Raw genomic sequence first — 15,677 nt, 5'->3', positions numbered from 1 at the left:
CACAACGAAAAAGTGCAAAATATTGGAGCTGATCCTGTGGTTGTCTACCAGACGATCAACGTTAAGGTACAGCTGAAGGATAGCCAAGGGAATCCAATCAATGGCGGCATGGTAAGCTATTATGCAGGAAGCTGGCGGCCTTTCGGAAATACAACCAGCGGAGAGATTAACAAGGAATTACTATCTGGTTCCTATACCTTTAGCGTGACATATGGAGCAACTCGCAAGGAAAGTGTAAATAACATCGCAACAAATCCAACTATACTATTTCAGCTGTGAATATAGTCTTACGATAGCTGCCGAAGGTGGGTTCTTGCCACTTCGTAGGCCGTTCGAAAATTAAAAAATCGGGTAGGGGAGCGTTTGCTCCTCTACCCGATTTTTTTTCTCGATAGATAAGAAATTATATGTTTAGGCTATGAGGAAAGCCGAGGCTTATCCCCTATTGGTTATTGGGAGAAATGAGGAGTTAGGAAGGAAAGTTGTACAGCGTACAACAATTTCCTTGAATTCCTCTGGTTAAGCTAAGAATGTTGTATGTTCTGCAACAATTTAGCCCTTTTTCATGCTATTGAGCTACTTTTAGCTGAAATTGTTGCATGTTCTGCAACATTCACGTGGAAAACGTGGATTAGCTTACCTATTGTTGTACAACGTACAACATTACACAGATAAGTAAGCAAATGTTTCAACATATGCATCTTGGGCCTAACTCGAGCTCTCATCCGAGGACGGCGTAAGCCGTTTTTCTCGTCCGGCACCATCTCTTCTCACATTATTGTCTATCCTAGTATGCGTCTTGTAGCCTTCGACAAACCGTCTCGAAGTCGTCGAGCCGTGCCCAGTACAGCTTGAGAATGTGACGCATGGTTTCCAGTTCATGGAAAGTAACATTCATGTCGGTGTAGAAACTAAATGTCGGGATGATGTCTCGGTACATGAAGAACCTGGAAGGACGCGCCAACGTCTCTTCCCCGATCCACTCAGCTGCCGTTTTGACACTAGGAATGGTAAGGGTGGTTTTGCGAATATGCAGCTGCGCTTCGTTCGAAACGAGAAAATCGAGCATAGTTTGGGCTGCTTCCTTGTGCTTGCTCGACTTAATAACCGCAAGACCAATGATTAAGAGCTGAGTCTTCGCTTCCAACGAATAGGGAAGCGGTGCGATGTCATACGCGAAATCAGCATTACGCAAATGGTTCAAGCTGTAATAGCTGGTCACAATCATGGATGTTTTTTGCTGCAAGAAAAATCGTTCGGCATCAGAGTCATTCTCCGACATATAGACGCTGTCTGGGTTCATTCCTTCAAACAGCCCAAGGCTTGTTTGCATGGCTTTTCGAAAATTTTCATTGTTGAAAATCAGCTTACCGTGCTGATCTCGTTCAAAAACGACCTTGTTTTGCAGCAAAAAGAGCGGCCATCGATTGATGGATTGCAGGTGAAACAAGATGCCGATGCGGTCATGCTTTTGCGTTAAGGCCAGTGCTGCTGTCTGTACATCGTTCCAACGCCAACTGCTATCCGGCTCAGGCAATGCGGCTTCCTTGAAATGATCGCGATTGTAACACAAGACGATCGGTGAAAATATAAACGGCTGCACGTACAAATGACTGTCTTTGGTGAACGGTCCCGATAGAAAGGTATAAGTGCCATTCTTTCGTTCGAGCGGCTCTAGGATATCCGAGACTGCTCCAGTTTCAGTAACCGTTTCGTAGTTTTGAGTATTTAAAGTGATAAGGTCGAGCGAGTCTCTCTCCATGGCTTCTTTCGCGTTCTGAGAAAAGTACGAATTCGAAAGAGGAATCATTTGGACGGCAATATACGGATGCTGCTGTTGAAACTTTTCGACCAGTTCCAATAAATTAGCTTCAAGGGCGAGAGTAGGATAATAACCGAATTTTAGGGTAAGCTTTTCGTTCCGACCCGTTCCAACAACGCGCGTCCCGATTCGCGGCGCTTTTTCGATCATTTCCTGATCGAGTAGTGCTTCCAGTCCTTTGCGAACTGAGTTTTTGCTAAGCTGAAATTGTTCTGCAAGTGTTAATTCAGAAGGTAAAAAGTCACCGGGCTGAAGTTTTCCGGTTACGATGTCGCTCTGTAATGTCGTGACCATATCTTCCAGTCGGGTTCGGAAGGTTGATCGTTTGGGTTTACCCGCCATTTATTTAGAACCTCCGGGCCAATCAATGTTGGTATCTATCTGGGTTATATTATAGTATGCCAAGCAGATCGGACACAAGGTTCGTAATCTTGCTGTCATCATTTTTTTCTAACGAAATGTCGGATTGCATAAGATTCCATAGTTTTTTCCTTATCCTTTAAATGTGTTAATTTACATAACAAATAGTTTACATCAATAATGATTCTTCGAAGGGGGGGTTCCATTGATCTCATTTCGTCAAGTAGAGAAGCATTACGGCGATTTTCATGTGCTCAAAGGAATTAATCTTCAGATTAAGCAGGGTGAAGTCGTTGTCGTTGTAGGTCCGTCAGGTTCAGGCAAGAGTACGCTGCTAAGGTGTATCAATCGGCTGGAAACCATCACAAGCGGTGAGCTTATCGTGAATGAGTATAAGGTCAGCGATAAGAAGATGGATATGAACAAGCTGCGCCGAGATATCGGTATGGTATTCCAGCATTTCAATCTATATCCGCATAAGAAAGTGATCGATAACATTACGCTTGCTCCGATGAAGGTGCATGGTATGGCTAAGAAAGAAGCCGACGAGATTGCGATGTATTTTCTGGATAAGGTTGGTATTCAAGATAAGGCGTACAGTTTTCCTTCACAGTTATCAGGTGGACAGCAGCAGCGTGTGGCCATTGCGAGGGGACTGGCGATGAAGCCGAAGATTATGTTGTTTGATGAGCCCACATCAGCCTTGGATCCGGAAATGGTTGGAGAGGTCCTTGATGTTATGAAGGCGCTTGCAAACGAAGGGATGACGATGGTTGTGGTTACGCACGAGATGGGCTTTGCCCGTGAAGTAGCCGATCGCGTTGTTTTTATGGACAAAGGTCAGATTGTAGAAGAGTCACCTCCCGAGGAATTCTTCGTCAACCCTCGTGAAGAAAGAGCGAAATTGTTTCTGAATCGAGTACTTAACCATTAATAAGGAGATGAACAAAACCATGATGTCAAAAAAGTGGAATTTCATGTTTATGTTAGTTGCGATATTCGCATTGGCAGGGTGTGCCTCTAACGGCACAAAAGGAGGCGCATCAAGCACTCCGGCTAACTCTCCGGCAGCAAGCAGCGCTCCAAGCACTGCGAAGCCAGCAGGTGGAGCGTCCGTTCTGGATGAGATCAAAAGCAGAGGTAAAGTTGTCGTTGGTGTGAAATTTGATACTAAGCTATTCGGTTTGAAAAACCCGACTGGCGGCGAAGTTGAAGGCTTCGACATCGACATTGCGAAAGCATTAGCGAAAGAAATCCTGGGCGATGAGAAGAAAATTGAGTTAAAAGAAGTAACGTCCAAGACGCGCATTCCGATGCTCGACAACAAAGAGATTGATATGATTGTCGCGACGATGACGATTACCGAAGAGCGGAAGAAACAAGTTGAGTTTTCTAATGTTTATTTTAAAGCCGGACAGTCTTTGCTTGTTAAGAAAGGCAGCCCTATTAAGAGTGTAGCGGATGTTAAAAAGGGAACGAAGGTATTGGCAGTGAAAGGCGCTACTTCCGTTGCGAATATTAAAGCGAAATCCCCCGATGCCACCATACTTGAGTTTGATAATTACCAAGATGCTTTCAGCGCCCTGAAAGCGGGTCAAGGGGATACGTTGACCACAGATAATGCCATCCTCTATGGCATGATGGAACAAGATAAGAACTTCGAAGTGGTTGGTGAACCGTTCACGGATGAGCCTTATGGTATCGCGATTAAAAAAGGTGAAACAACGCTTCAAGCCGCGGTGAATGATGGACTGAAGAAGCTGGAGTCAAGCGGTCAATACGCGAAAATCTACGAGAAATGGATTGGCAAAGCGCCAACCAAATAAGAGTAACAAGAATAAAAGAAGAGATGGGTGGCAGCTGCTGCCCATCTTCTGTCTATGAGGGGGGAGCGCATGCCGGATTTCTCGATTTTTACCGATTATTTTGATATCTACATGAAGGGCTTCTTCAACACGATCATTGCCAGCGTTATTGCGTTAATTGGCAGTTTTGTGCTGGGTACGATCATTGCCATTTTTCGTATTGGATCGGTGAAACCGCTGCAATGGATTGGGACTGCCTATGTAGAGTTTATTCGAAACATACCGCTCTTGCTTGTTGTATTCGTGTTTTTCTATGGCCTGCCGTCCATGGGTATTACCCTTAGCGGATTTGTATGCGGGACCTTAGGCCTTACGGTGTACACGGCATCTTTTATCGCAGAAGCGATCCGTGCCGGTATTATGTCGGTGCCCAAAGGCCAATCTGAGGCAGCACAATCCTCGGGACTGACCTATTTCCAAACTATGTGGCATATCGTCCTTCCGCAAGCAATCAAAATTGTCATACCACCGCTTAGCAACCAATTTATTAACCTCGTTAAGAACTCTTCCGTACTTGGCGTATTCGCAGGCTTTGATCTCATGTATTTCGGGGATCAGGTCGCAAGTGAGACCTATGCTACGTTCGATACCTATATCTTCGTTGCTGTGCTTTATTTGATACTCACGCTGCCGCTAAGTTACGTGGCCTTGCGCCTTGAACGTAAATTAGCTCGTACGGACTGACTTTAGGGGGAGGTGAACGAATGGATATCATGCATGCTTTCTCGGCTGATAATGTAAGGTTTGTATTTGAAGGTTTCTATATGACGCTTAAAGTCGCTGCGATCTCTATTGTATTGAGCTTTATTGTGGGATGTGTTGTCGGTACAATCCGGTATACGAAGCTGCCGGTTGTTTCACCGATTCTGGCCATAGCAGTCGAGCTCATTCGCAATTTACCGCTGCTGTTAATCATATTTTTCGCAAGGTTTGCCTTACCGGATATCGGAATTAAACTCGGACCCATGAATGCAACGATCTTGGCATTGACGTTATTTGAAGGCGCGATGATTGCGGAGATTGTGCGAAGCGGCCTGAATTCCATCGATAAAGGGCAGATTGAAGCCGCTAGATCTTCAGGACTAGGCTATGTGCAAACACTTTGGCATATTGTTTTACCTCAGGGGCTGCGCCGAATGATGCCGCCACTCGTGAGTCAATTTATATCCCTGTTAAAAGATACGTCTCTGGCGATTGTTATTTCCTTGCCTGAACTGATGCACCATGCGAAAATAGTAATTGGACAAAACTACAGTTATACCATTCCTATTCTATTTTTAGTGGCTATTCTGTATTTCGCTGTGAATTATGCGCTATCATTAGCAGCCCGCAGGATGGAATCAAGATTGGTATAAAGAGGAATATAACATCCAGAAGGAGTCTTGGCATCATGTTACATGTAAGTTGGGAAATGATGATATTCATCATCATCGGTGGTTTTGTAGCGGCTTATGTAGATTCTGTCGTTGGTGGAGGGGGGCTGATCGCTCTTCCGGTTCTGCTGGCAACGGGGTTACCCCCGGCTATCGCACTTGGAACAAACAAATTGGCGGGCACCATGTCTTCTCTGACGAGCACGATTTCTTTCATGCGGTCCGGAAATGTCGATCTGAAAGCCGTACGCGGTTTGTTCTTTTTGTCTCTCTTAGGAGCTGTATGCGGAACGATGGTGCTGCGGCAAATTCCATCTGATTTCTTAAAGCCGTTGGTTGTCGTTATGCTTATATTGATCACCATCTACACGATTTTCCGTAAAAATTGGGGGGATCTTTCTACCTTCCGCCAATTCTCAACGAAAACAGCGATGTTAATGGGCTTCGCAGCATTCGGTTTGGGCTTTTATGATGGTTTCTTCGGACCGGGGACCGGTTCCTTTCTTATTTTCGTTTTTCTGATGTTAGGATTCGATTTCGTCAAAGCAGCTGGTAATTCCAAGGTACTAAATTTCGGGAGCAACGTGGCTAGCTTGGCTACTTTCATGGTTCTAGGATCCATTAATTATGGGATTGGCATCCCGATGGGAATAGCCATGGTTTGTGGATCTTTGCTGGGCTCACGCATGGCGATCCGCAAAGGTTCAGCGTACGTTCGACCGCTATTTCTTACCGTTTGTATAATCCTTATTGGCAAACAGATATGGGATATCTTATAGGGGGTGAAAGGCTGGGACGCTTAAAGAACGAAGGGCTGCAAATGATTCTCGTCGCAATCGTGACGGCCATAGCCGGAGAGTTTAAGATCACACCTTTCAGTGGCGAAATGTTTCGGATTGGACTTGGCAGCAGTGCCTTTCTACTCAGTTTGCTTTTGATGAAGCATCTGCCTTATGTCTATACAGGTATCATTACCGGAATCACAGTCCTGCTATTTCGGACTTTGGAGGACGGTATCCTATTACAAGGAGCCATGTCTTTCAGTGCGAGCGCGCAAACGCATTTATCAGCCGCTTTTTATTATATGACCTTTGCGATTGCCATGAGCTTCATTAAACGGAATTGGGACCAATTCCACCCTTTTGTTCTGGGGTTGTTCTTATCGGTTATTGATCTTATGTCCAATGAGATTGAATTGTTGGCGCGCAGCTTGATTTTCCATTCAACGAATATGTTTTCAGAGCAATTAGTGTATATCACAGTTACCGCTGTCGTGCGGAGCTACTTCGTCGTTGGTATCTACAACAGTGTGACCATTAATCAGATGCGAGTCCTGCATAATGAGCAGCAGAAGCGTATGGAGCAGATGTTAAATACGAATAGTGGTTTATATGGCGAAGTATTTTACTTGCGGAAGTCGATGGATACGATTGAGCAAATAACAGCCAAGAGCCACAATTTATATGAAAAAATCAATGGCGCGGGGTTGAAAAGCTACTCTCGTACCATTTTGGAAATTACCCAGCAAATTCATGAGGTCAAAAAAGATTCGCAACGCATCCTAGCCGGGTTGTTGAAGCTGTTCGATCGTGACTTCGCTTCCGATATGAGGCTGGGCGAAGTCGTGGAGTTCGCTATTAAATCCAACTTGGGTTATAGTGCGATGCTTGGCAAAAAGATTCAATTCAAAAGCGACATTCAAACGGACTATTGTTCGGATCAATACCTCCCCCTTTTAACAGTAATCAATAATCTCGTGTCTAATGCCGTAGAAGCGATTGAAGATCAAGGATCGATACTCGTGAGTGCTTATGAGCAAGGTGCCGAGACCGTCATAATCGTAGCTGACAACGGTGTTGGCATTTCTGAGCAGGATAGAGATATGATTTTTGCACCTGGTTTTACGACCAAATTCAATCAGGAGGGCTTTGCCGCGACCGGGATTGGACTTTCTCATGTTCGAGATATTGTTCATTCTTTAGGTGGAGACATTCATTTACGCTCAGACGAGCCGGGTTTTCAGACCACTTTTGTGATTACTATATTGACCGATACGTTGAAAAAAGGAGCGTAGAGATCATGCTGTCATTCGGAATTGTTGACGATGATGCGGTAAGTAGACGGATGCTGCAAAAGATCATTGAAAAAGGCGGTTTAGGCGAAGTCGTTGGTACGGCTGGCAGTGGGAGCGAAGGGGAGAAGGTCCTTCTGGAAACCACACCGGATGTTGTGGTCATTGATTTATTAATGCCGGATCAGGATGGCATTGAGACGATTATTCGATTGAAGGAGCAAGGTTATCAAGGGAAATACGTGATGATTTCGCAAATTGAAAATAAAGAAATGATTGGCAAGGCCTATCAAGCTGGTGTTGAATTCTATATTCAAAAACCAATTAATAAAATTGAAGTGGAAGCGGTGCTGTCCAAGGTTAACGAGCAGTGGAACATTAGCCGCTCCTTGCAGGAGATTAAAGAATCTTTAACCAAGCTAAGTTTACTGCACACAGGCCCTGAGAGTACTCGTAAAAAACGCAGCGTCCGCGAAATTATGCAGCCCATTCTCATGGATATGGGGATCGTAGGCGACACCGGCAGTCGCGACTTGATGGACATTATGGAAAATCTCACACGACATCATAAAGCGGAAGGAATTCCGCCGCTCAAGGAGCTTTATGAAACCGTTTCTAGATGCCACAAGGTGAAGGAAGCGGATGTTGAAAAAGAAGGCAAAGCCGTCGAACAACGGATTCGCCGTACGGTCATGGCTGCATTAACCCATATTGCCAGTATCGGTTTAACGGATTATAGCAATCCGAAATTTGAACATTATGCGCCTCTTTATTTTGAATTTCAGGATGTGCGTATGAAGATGAAAGAAATCGATGAGAACTGGAAGCCGGAGAAGGGCAAGGTCAATATTAAGAAATTTCTCCAAGTTCTCTATCTTGAAGTTACGGATAAGATGCGCAGTGAATATTAGGGATAGGGCGGACAAGAACAAAATTAGCTTAGATTAGAATAATATTTGGGCAGATATGAACAAAATAAGGGTAGTTTCTGGTTGCGAATTGACCGTTGGTTATGGTATTATTTTGAAATAATGAAGAAGAAGGAGGTGAAGGTAGGATGAATCGAGAGTTCGTGAACAACCGTGTGAGCCAGTTACCCATTGCGATGGCTGGCATCGTTCATGCAGCAGTCAAAGACGCGAGAAGTCTGTCCATTTATGCTCATACGGAATTACAACTCACGAAAAGACACCTACCTTAACCCTCAAACGGATCAATCCGAAAGGTCGTAGGGATTTTCCTGCGGCCTTTTTTTGTACGTAGGTTGCGATGGATAGGGTCTTTCATAAACTAGGAGGATCCTTCATTATGTTAATGATTAACGGTCAAAATATAAAGAAATACCATGGTGCGCAGCTGGTTCTTGAGGATGTTACTTTTGAAATTCATCAGGGAGAAAGAATAGGACTTGTGGGACGCAATGGCAGCGGTAAATCGACTCTGCTGCGCCTTATATCCAAAATGGAGAAGCCCGATGAAGGGCAATTAACGGTACGAAAAGATACGCGGATCGGTTATTTAGCACAAATCCCAACGGAGTGGGAAAGCGGTACGGTGTATGATGTGCTGGCCGCGAGTTTGCAAGAGCTACTTGAATGCCGCGCCAACATGACCGAGCTGGAGCAGCGAATGTCGAGCCCAGACGTCATGAGCGATGAGAAGCTGCTAGATCAGCTGCTTAAGCGGTACGCTCAGCTGCAAGAACGTTTTGAACGGGAAGGCGGCTACGAGCTGGATGCAAGAATCGACCAGGTAGCGAACGGACTACGCATTGCACGGGAGTTTTACGAGCGGAGTTTTGCCTCGCTGTCCGGAGGGGAAAATACGAAGATTGCGCTCGCATCCCAGCTGATCGGCAAACCTGACTTGCTGCTGCTGGATGAGCCAACGAATCATCTGGATTTGTTCGGCGTGGAGTGGTTGGAGGAATATCTCACCCATTATGATGGTGCGTGTTTCATTGTTTCTCATGACCGCTACTTTCTGGATCGGGTAGTTACGAAGATCGTTGAGTTGGAAGATGGCGAGTCTACGACCTATCTGACTTCATATTCGGGATATGTGAAGGAGAAGGAAATCAGACTGCTACAGCAGTTTGCTGATTATCAGGAGCAGCAGAAGGTCATCAAAAAGATGAAAGAGACGATCAAACAACTGACGGAGTGGGGCCGAATAGGAGGGAACGAGAAATTTTTCCGCCGGGCGGCTTCTATGCAGAGAGCGCTGGATCGGATGGAGAAGCTCAAACGACCTGTTCTTGATCCGAAGGCAGCGGAATTCGGGTTGAAGCTGGACGACCGCTCAGGTCGGAGAGTGATTCGCTTCGATGACGTGAATAAGCAGTATGGGGATAAAGTGCTGCTGAAGCGGGCAAGCGGCTTGCTGGAGTATGGCGAGAAAGTAATGCTCGTCGGGTCTAATGGTTCGGGCAAAACAACGCTGCTTAGAATGATTCTGGGTGAAGAGCAGCCTGACCAAGGGGAACTCGAGATTGGAGCACGAGTCGATATTGGTTATCTGGCTCAACAAGAGTATCCCGAGGACCATAAGAAATCGGTGCTGACTTACTTCTGTGAGGAAGCGAAGCTGGAAGAAGGAGAGGCTAGGGGCCGGCTTGCTGCTTATTTATTTTATGGAGCAGATGTATTCAAGTCGGTTAGTTCTCTCTCGGGAGGCGAGTGGACTAGATTGCGACTAGCACTGCTTGTGCTGCGTAAGCCTAATTTACTTATTCTTGATGAGCCCACGAATCATATGGATATTGCTTCAAGGGAAGCGTTGGAAGAGGCGCTTGAGGAGTTTCCGGGAACCGTGCTGGCGGTGACGCATGATCGTTATTTTATGAATCGGCTGTCGCGGAAAATATGGGAGCTGGATCAAGGGCAAATTACCGTTTACTTGGGCAACTTTGATGACTATAAAGAGAAGAGTGCTCAATTGCGTGAAAATCGAATTCGTGAGTCGGCTGCTGTTGGTGCGAGAAAATCGGCTGGTGCGAATGCTGGGGCTAGGGATGCTGTAAATGCAAATGCAAGTACAAGTGCAAAAACAAGTGCAAGTGCAAGTGCAAGTGCAAGTACAAGTGCAACGGCAAGAAATGCTGAGAGTGCTTCGCCAAGAGCTTCTAGGAGTGCTGCGCTAAGTGATTCAGCGAGTGCTACGGCTAAAAATACTGCCAATGCGGCGCAACGAGGGAAGTCTAAAAGCTCATCCGTGTTCACACGGGAGAAGCTAGAGAAACAGATTGCGGATGGCGAAGCGCAGTTGAACAATCTGGACCAGCGGCTAGAGAATCTGGCGGCAGATGAACTTAGCCAACTGTGGGCGGAAAGAGAAGCGGCGCAGGAGATGTTGGATAGGCTCTATGAGCAGTGGATGCAGATAGAGGAGCAGGAATAGAAAAAGGGGGGTGGATGCCCCCTTTTTTGGTTTAGGGTGGGCGGAGGCCCACTATTTTAGTTTGGGGTGAGGGAATCTCACCCTTTATTTGTTATCGTGGATTCCGAAACGGAGAAATCGATGAGACTGCATCCGTCGCGGAATGACGCGCCGCTATTTGAAGAAAATAGCGCTAAAATGGGCATGCCGCGGAACGTAGGAGCGCTATTTGTTGGAAAACCGTGCGATTAGAGGGCAAAACAAGGAAATAGCGGAACGACGTTCCGCGAAAGCCTGAAAAACGACGAAATGACCGCAAATAACGCATCGACGTTCCGCGAGAACACCAATTCAACGTTATTCCCGCAGACACGCATCGAAGTTCCCCGAAAGTATGGAGAGGCACTTCTGGAATAAAGTAGTCACACTTCTAAGGAACAACCGTTGCATTAAGATCCTAAGTTTTCATTATGAATCAGCTCAAAATTATGAGTTGTCTCGTTCACTAATGCTATTCGTGGTGGCCTTGTATTTCCGTACGGTGCGCGACTTTAAGTCTAGTTTCTTCATGAGACGCCTAACTGTTTTAGAAGACACTATGTGGCCTTCTTTGAGCAACTCTTCCGTGATCCTTGGGCTACCATAAAGCTGTTTGGATTTCTTAAAATGATACTGAACTCGTTTTTCAAGCATAATTCGGCGTTTCTCACGAGGTCTAGGCTTACGTGTGAGCCATTTGTAATATCAGCTTCTTGATACGTGTAATACGGAGCACATCTTCTTCTCGACCCGGTACTGGAAGCGGTGTTTAAAAACAAACGTATAAATCAGCGAGGGTCTTTTGTGAAGAAGTGCTTCGCCTTTTTTAAAATTTCATTTTCCTCTAGTAACTCAAGGTTAAGTTGTTCCAGCTTCTTCAATCGTTCATAGTCGACAAACACTTGGGTTTGTGACTCCACAGCATCACTTCCATACTGTTTAATCCAACGACTTAAGGTACTTTTAAGGATATTTAGTTCTCTGGCTATCTCTGTTGGTCTCTTATTCTCCGTTTCCATGTGTTCAACTGTTTTACGTTTAAATTCCTCATCATAACTTTCCCGTTGGTTTCCCTTGCCACACCTCGACCTTGAATTTATATATTTATTATAAAGGTCGTTCCTTAGTTTGTGTCTACTAAAAAGTTTCGGATGGCACACCGGATTTTGTTGGCTCCGTATTAGGTGCCTAGAACGGTTAAACCATGCTATAAGCCTCTACCTCATGTTTGTGAGAGTAGAGGTTTTTTGGCATTTGGGAGATCTTTCCGCCACCGTTCCGACATGGAAGTCGGTAGTCCATATATGATAAGCTATACGTATTAAAGAAGGAGGCGATTGCTGTGATTCAAGTTTTCCCTGCGCATACGCGTAATACAACCGATCTGGGCTGGCTGAAGAGCCATAAGAATTTCTCGTTCGGCGATTATTTTGATGAGGATAATGTAGGTTTCGGGGTTATGCGTGTTTGTAATGACGATGACATTGCGGCTGGTCGGGGCTTCGGTCCACATCCCCATAGCGACATGGAGATTGTCAGCATCGTTCTCAGCGGAGCAATTAAACACGAAGATAGTTTGGGGCATGTTGCGGTAACGGGTGTGAATGGCGTGCAGCGGATGTCAGCTGGAAGCGGCGTTATTCATGCCGAGTATAATGCGTCGGATACGGAACCGATGAGTCTATTTCAGCTTTGGTTCATGCCTTCTAAGCGGGGCACGGAGCCGTCCTTTGAGAATGTTACCTATGAGCCTGAAGCCATGAAAAACTCGCTGCTGCCGGTTGTTACGCCCGAGGGGGGCGAGCATGCTGCCAAGATACACCAGGATATGAGCATTTACCTCAGCAAGCTGGAAGCGGGCAAAGAGCTTGTGTTTAAACAAGGAGAGAATCGACGCATTTTTCTAATGCTTATAAGCGGGAAGTTATCTGCCAATGATGCCGTGCTGGAAACGAAGGATAGCGCTCGTATGGAAGCTGAACAGACGGTTGCTATACGTGCGATAGAAGATACACATTTCATGCTAATCGATCTGCCATAATGAATGATGAAGGAGGGCTACGCGGATGAAGGAAGTCTTTTTAATTAAACATGCAGTGGGTGGTCGAGCGTTCGTAGATACAGGTAAACATCCGATCCCCTACACATGTGAGCAGGTTGGAGACCAATGGATATTTACCGTGCAGATAGAGAAGAAGGAAGATATTGCTGAGCTTTTGAAATGGAAAGAGGAACTCAACGTTTTCCTATTTCAGGAATTTGAAAATGAGCCTACAAAGAAATTATGGTTTTATGTAGGCGATGATTCAGTTCACTTTTCCGAGGAAAAAGGCGAGTTAACTATAGTAGCAAAGTCTCAAATCGTATACATTCCTGATCAGTTTAGTACGCAATTGTAAATCAACATAGGGAGAGCTTGCAGGTGTCAGATGCTTGTGGGGCTCCCCTTTATCGGATTGGAGCAACATCTATGAAAGTGCAGGATCAATTACTAGAGAAGGCTATCCCTTTTATCCAGGAATGTTATACTGAACTAGGCCAAAGCTCGGGCAAAATCGAGGCTCGTCTTGCTGAAATTACCGAAGCCATTAGGTATAAAGGTTACTACGAACATACCCTTCAAGAGCTCGAGCATGGAGCCAAAATGGCATGGCGCAACAGCAACCGTTGTATTGGGCGATTGTTCTGGGAAACACTGACTGTACACGATGCTCGTTATATAGAAACCGAAGAACAGATGGCTGAGGCACTTTTGCGTCATATAGAAACGGCAACCAATGGCGGCAAAATCCGTCCAGTGATTACGATTTTCCCACCTACGCATAATTCGGCTCAGGGAGCCTTTATTCATAATGACCAATTGATCCGTTACGCGGGTTATGAAACTGACAGTGGGATTCTCGGTGACCCAGCTTCTATTCAAATAACTGCGTTTTGCCAATCGCTTGGATGGCAGGGGGCTGGGACGCCTTATGACGTGCTGCCGCTTGTTGTTCAAATGGGAGATCGGAAACCGAAGTTGTTCGAGATTCCTACCGAGCTCGTCCTTGAAGTGGATATTACACATCCGGATATAGTAGCGTTCGATGATTTGCATCTCAAATGGTATGCCGTACCGATCGTGTCGAATATGTACCTCGAAATTGGAGGGATTCACTACCCCGCTGCGCCATTCAATGGTTGGTACATGGGCACTGAAATCGGGGCGCGTAACTTTGCAGATCAAGCGAGATATGACATGCTGCCGCGCGTAGCGTCTGTCATGGGTCTGGATACTCGGCGTGATGCCTCTCTTTGGAAAGATAGAGCCCTTGTTGAATTAAATGTGGCTGTGCTGCATTCTTATCAACAGCAGGGAGTAGCAATTGTCGATCATCATACGGCAGCAAAGCAATTTAAGTCTTTTGAAGAGAAAGAGCAAAAGGTCAGTCGTGACGTCACGGGTGATTGGTCGTGGCTGATCCCGCCGCTATCCCCAGCGACAACGCATGTTTTTCATCAGCATTATTCAAATGAAGTGAAGCTGCCTAACTTTTTTTATCGGCATGAGGGCTGAGTAAGTCGCAAATGGATTTTGTCTTCGTTAAAGGATAGGCCATACATTGTGTAGTCGGATCCCCGTAAATACTCGGGGATTTATTGTTTGAAAATTGACCTAGGGACAAATTACGAGATTCATAGAATTGTGTTACTAGAATTGAAAAGAGGATTTTACTATGAAAAAAGGGCTTTGGTACGCCATTCTTGCCTATACCGCATGGGGCTTGCTGCCTATTTATTGGAGGTCTTTTGAGTCTCTGCTTGCGGGTGAAATATTGTCTCATCGTGTCATCTGGTCATTTGTATTCATGGCCATTCTCTTACTGATAGGGAAAAGTCGATGGACTGAATTTCGTAAGATGGTTACGAACCGGAAAATGCTTCTCCAGATCGGAGTCAGCAGCATTTTAATCAGCTCCAATTGGCTGATATTCATTTGGGCTGTCAATAACGGCCATGTCATCGAGACGAGTCTGGGATATTATATTACTCCCCTAATTAATATCATGCTGGCGGTCATGTTTTTGCGTGAAAAACCAAGCCGCAGTCAGTGGGTGGCCGTTGTTTTGGCGGGTGCCGGTGTTTTGTTGGCAACCATCGATTACGGCAGATTCCCATGGGTTTCTCTCTCACTAGCGTTTTCCTTCGGCCTTTATAGTCTTGTGAAAAAGAGGGTGTCCTACGATGCCTCTATCGGGCTGGCAGGGGAAACCGTCATAGTCTTCCCTATAGCAGTCGCGTATATTGCCTACTTACACTTTACACATCATGATTCCGCATGGGCATTACCGCCTATCTCTTTAGTGATGCTATTATTGTCAGGTGTGGCAACCGCTTTGCCTCTGCTATGGTTTGCTAAAGCGGCTGCTCGGCTGCCTCTTTCGATGCTGGGCTTCATTCAGTACATTGGTCCTTCCATTACGCTGATGTTAAGTGTGTTCGTATTTAAAGAGAAATTCTCTCCGGTGCTTCTCATTAGTTTCTCTTTGATTTGGACGGCGCTGATCGTTTATGCACTTGCGTCGATGCGAGTGGCGAGAACTTCTGTAGCGAAGTAAGCTTTCAAACGTGGATCATTTTAGGAGATATAGAAAAGGGGCTGCCTCAAAAGTCATATTCGGAAAAATGAAATCCCACTATATGTATTTCGCAGTCTGTCTGCTACTTTCATTGGATTAATCCAATGAAAGTAGGGATTTGGCAGCCTAAAAGTCAATTCCATTGGATTT

Annotated in this window: 18 protein-coding genes; 15 read left to right on the top strand and 3 right to left on the bottom strand. The window is 45.5% G+C overall.

All coding sequences use genetic code 11. The annotated features are described in order from the left end of the window. Positions 1-279, top strand: a 279-nt coding sequence (locus tag GC098_RS01895) for a hypothetical protein (RefSeq protein WP_171640435.1), incomplete at its 5' end; no start/stop codon positions are given. A 508-nt stretch (positions 280-787) separates the two neighbouring features. Here the strand turns inward: GC098_RS01895 and GC098_RS01890 are convergent. Beyond that, a complete protein-coding gene (locus GC098_RS01890) occupies positions 788-2,164 on the bottom strand; it encodes an extracellular solute-binding protein (protein WP_171640433.1) in 1,377 nt (458 codons plus the stop codon). Between the two features lie 223 nt (positions 2,165-2,387). Between GC098_RS01890 and GC098_RS01885 the strand changes: the two genes are divergently transcribed. The 10 genes from GC098_RS01885 to GC098_RS40710 all read left to right on the top strand — a co-directional run bounded on the left by GC098_RS01885 (position 2,388) and on the right by GC098_RS40710 (position 11,121). Continuing rightward, positions 2,388-3,116 carry an amino acid ABC transporter ATP-binding protein gene (locus tag GC098_RS01885; protein WP_047678152.1) on the top strand — a complete coding sequence of 243 codons (729 nt, stop codon included), beginning with the start codon at positions 2,388-2,390 and terminating at the stop codon, positions 3,114-3,116. 19 nt (positions 3,117-3,135) lie between these two features. After that, on the top strand, positions 3,136-4,008 hold the full coding sequence (locus GC098_RS01880) for a glutamate ABC transporter substrate-binding protein (protein WP_376773782.1): 873 nt from the start codon (positions 3,136-3,138) through the stop codon (positions 4,006-4,008). Between the two features lie 69 nt (positions 4,009-4,077). After that, a complete protein-coding gene (locus GC098_RS01875; RefSeq protein ID WP_171640431.1) occupies positions 4,078-4,731 on the top strand; it encodes an amino acid ABC transporter permease in 654 nt (217 codons plus the stop codon). Between the two features lie 20 nt (positions 4,732-4,751). Continuing rightward, the gene (locus tag GC098_RS01870; protein ID WP_171640429.1) at positions 4,752-5,402 is read left to right on the top strand and encodes an amino acid ABC transporter permease; all 651 of its coding nucleotides are present in this window, start codon (positions 4,752-4,754) and stop codon (positions 5,400-5,402) included. A gap of 35 nt (positions 5,403-5,437) precedes the next feature. Further along, complete coding sequence (locus GC098_RS01865) at positions 5,438-6,199, top strand: TSUP family transporter (protein ID WP_171640427.1); 762 nt, start codon at positions 5,438-5,440, stop codon at positions 6,197-6,199. Then, positions 6,184-7,494, top strand: coding sequence for a sensor histidine kinase (locus GC098_RS01860; RefSeq protein ID WP_171640425.1), 1,311 nt, complete (start codon positions 6,184-6,186; stop codon positions 7,492-7,494). The genes GC098_RS01865 and GC098_RS01860 overlap by 16 nt, the downstream gene beginning before the upstream one ends. 5 nt (positions 7,495-7,499) lie before the next feature. Further along, positions 7,500-8,402, top strand: a complete 903-nt coding sequence (locus GC098_RS01855) for a response regulator (protein WP_216625118.1) — start codon at positions 7,500-7,502, stop codon at positions 8,400-8,402. A gap of 146 nt (positions 8,403-8,548) precedes the next feature. Continuing rightward, positions 8,549-8,692 (top strand): hypothetical protein, encoded by a 144-nt coding sequence (locus GC098_RS01850; RefSeq protein WP_171640423.1) that lies wholly within the window; start codon positions 8,549-8,551, stop codon positions 8,690-8,692. Between the two features lie 107 nt (positions 8,693-8,799). Then, complete coding sequence (gene abc-f / locus GC098_RS01845; RefSeq protein ID WP_171640421.1) at positions 8,800-10,890, top strand: ribosomal protection-like ABC-F family protein; 2,091 nt, start codon at positions 8,800-8,802, stop codon at positions 10,888-10,890. A 96-nt stretch (positions 10,891-10,986) separates the two neighbouring features. Further along, complete coding sequence (locus GC098_RS40710; protein WP_281366893.1) at positions 10,987-11,121, top strand: hypothetical protein; 135 nt, start codon at positions 10,987-10,989, stop codon at positions 11,119-11,121. A 234-nt stretch (positions 11,122-11,355) separates the two neighbouring features. Here the strand turns inward: GC098_RS40710 and GC098_RS41435 are convergent, their stop codons facing one another. Together GC098_RS41435 and GC098_RS39745 are read right to left on the bottom strand one after the other, a co-directional pair. Further along, entirely contained in the window at positions 11,356-11,562 is a 207-nt protein-coding gene (locus GC098_RS41435; protein WP_171640418.1) for an IS3 family transposase, read from the bottom strand. Between the two features lie 134 nt (positions 11,563-11,696). Then, positions 11,697-12,068, bottom strand: coding sequence for a transposase (locus tag GC098_RS39745; protein ID WP_171640416.1), 372 nt, complete (start codon positions 12,066-12,068; stop codon positions 11,697-11,699). 182 nt (positions 12,069-12,250) lie between these two features. On the opposite strand from GC098_RS39745, the gene GC098_RS01830 reads away from it, so the two are divergent. The 4 genes from GC098_RS01830 (at position 12,251) to rarD (ending at position 15,506) form a co-directional block, all read left to right on the top strand. Then, a complete protein-coding gene (locus tag GC098_RS01830) occupies positions 12,251-12,949 on the top strand; it encodes a pirin family protein (RefSeq protein WP_171640415.1) in 699 nt (232 codons plus the stop codon). A gap of 25 nt (positions 12,950-12,974) precedes the next feature. Continuing rightward, positions 12,975-13,307 carry a hypothetical protein gene (locus tag GC098_RS01825; protein WP_171640413.1) on the top strand — a complete coding sequence of 111 codons (333 nt, stop codon included), beginning with the start codon at positions 12,975-12,977 and terminating at the stop codon, positions 13,305-13,307. Positions 13,308-13,378: 71 nt separating this feature from the next. Continuing rightward, the gene (locus GC098_RS01820) at positions 13,379-14,464 is read left to right on the top strand and encodes a nitric oxide synthase oxygenase (protein ID WP_171640437.1); all 1,086 of its coding nucleotides are present in this window, start codon (positions 13,379-13,381) and stop codon (positions 14,462-14,464) included. 160 nt (positions 14,465-14,624) lie between these two features. Beyond that, on the top strand, positions 14,625-15,506 hold the full coding sequence (gene rarD, locus GC098_RS01815) for an EamA family transporter RarD (RefSeq protein ID WP_171640411.1): 882 nt from the start codon (positions 14,625-14,627) through the stop codon (positions 15,504-15,506). The last annotated feature ends 171 nt before the right edge of the window (positions 15,507-15,677 follow it).

It is taken from the genome of Paenibacillus phytorum (assembly GCF_013141715.1).
Lineage (GTDB): Bacteria > Bacillota > Bacilli > Paenibacillales > NBRC-103111 > Paenibacillus_E > Paenibacillus_E phytorum.
The sequence above is the reverse complement of the archived record's forward strand: the minus strand, read 5'-3'. Positions and strand labels throughout refer to the sequence as shown.

What these genes read in the sequence shown, in the direction of transcription:
- GC098_RS01855 (WP_216625118.1), top strand. Translation starts at nt 7,500, where the DNA reads ATGCTGTCATTCGGAATTGTTGACGATGATGCGGTAAGTAGACGGATG.
- GC098_RS01875 (WP_171640431.1), top strand. Translation starts at nt 4,078, where the DNA reads ATGCCGGATTTCTCGATTTTTACCGATTATTTTGATATCTACATGAAG.
- abc-f (WP_171640421.1), top strand. Translation starts at nt 8,800, where the DNA reads ATGTTAATGATTAACGGTCAAAATATAAAGAAATACCATGGTGCGCAG.
- GC098_RS01820 (WP_171640437.1), top strand. Translation starts at nt 13,379, where the DNA reads ATGAAAGTGCAGGATCAATTACTAGAGAAGGCTATCCCTTTTATCCAG.
- GC098_RS01825 (WP_171640413.1), top strand. Translation starts at nt 12,975, where the DNA reads ATGAAGGAAGTCTTTTTAATTAAACATGCAGTGGGTGGTCGAGCGTTC.
- GC098_RS01870 (WP_171640429.1), top strand. Translation starts at nt 4,752, where the DNA reads ATGGATATCATGCATGCTTTCTCGGCTGATAATGTAAGGTTTGTATTT.
- GC098_RS01860 (WP_171640425.1), top strand. Translation starts at nt 6,184, where the DNA reads ATGGGATATCTTATAGGGGGTGAAAGGCTGGGACGCTTAAAGAACGAA.
- GC098_RS01850 (WP_171640423.1), top strand. Translation starts at nt 8,549, where the DNA reads ATGAATCGAGAGTTCGTGAACAACCGTGTGAGCCAGTTACCCATTGCG.
- GC098_RS41435 (WP_171640418.1), bottom strand. Translation starts at nt 11,562, where the DNA reads ATGCTTGAAAAACGAGTTCAGTATCATTTTAAGAAATCCAAACAGCTT.
- GC098_RS01865 (WP_171640427.1), top strand. Translation starts at nt 5,438, where the DNA reads ATGTTACATGTAAGTTGGGAAATGATGATATTCATCATCATCGGTGGT.
- GC098_RS01890 (WP_171640433.1), bottom strand. Translation starts at nt 2,164, where the DNA reads ATGGCGGGTAAACCCAAACGATCAACCTTCCGAACCCGACTGGAAGAT.
- GC098_RS01880 (WP_376773782.1), top strand. Translation starts at nt 3,136, where the DNA reads ATGATGTCAAAAAAGTGGAATTTCATGTTTATGTTAGTTGCGATATTC.
- rarD (WP_171640411.1), top strand. Translation starts at nt 14,625, where the DNA reads ATGAAAAAAGGGCTTTGGTACGCCATTCTTGCCTATACCGCATGGGGC.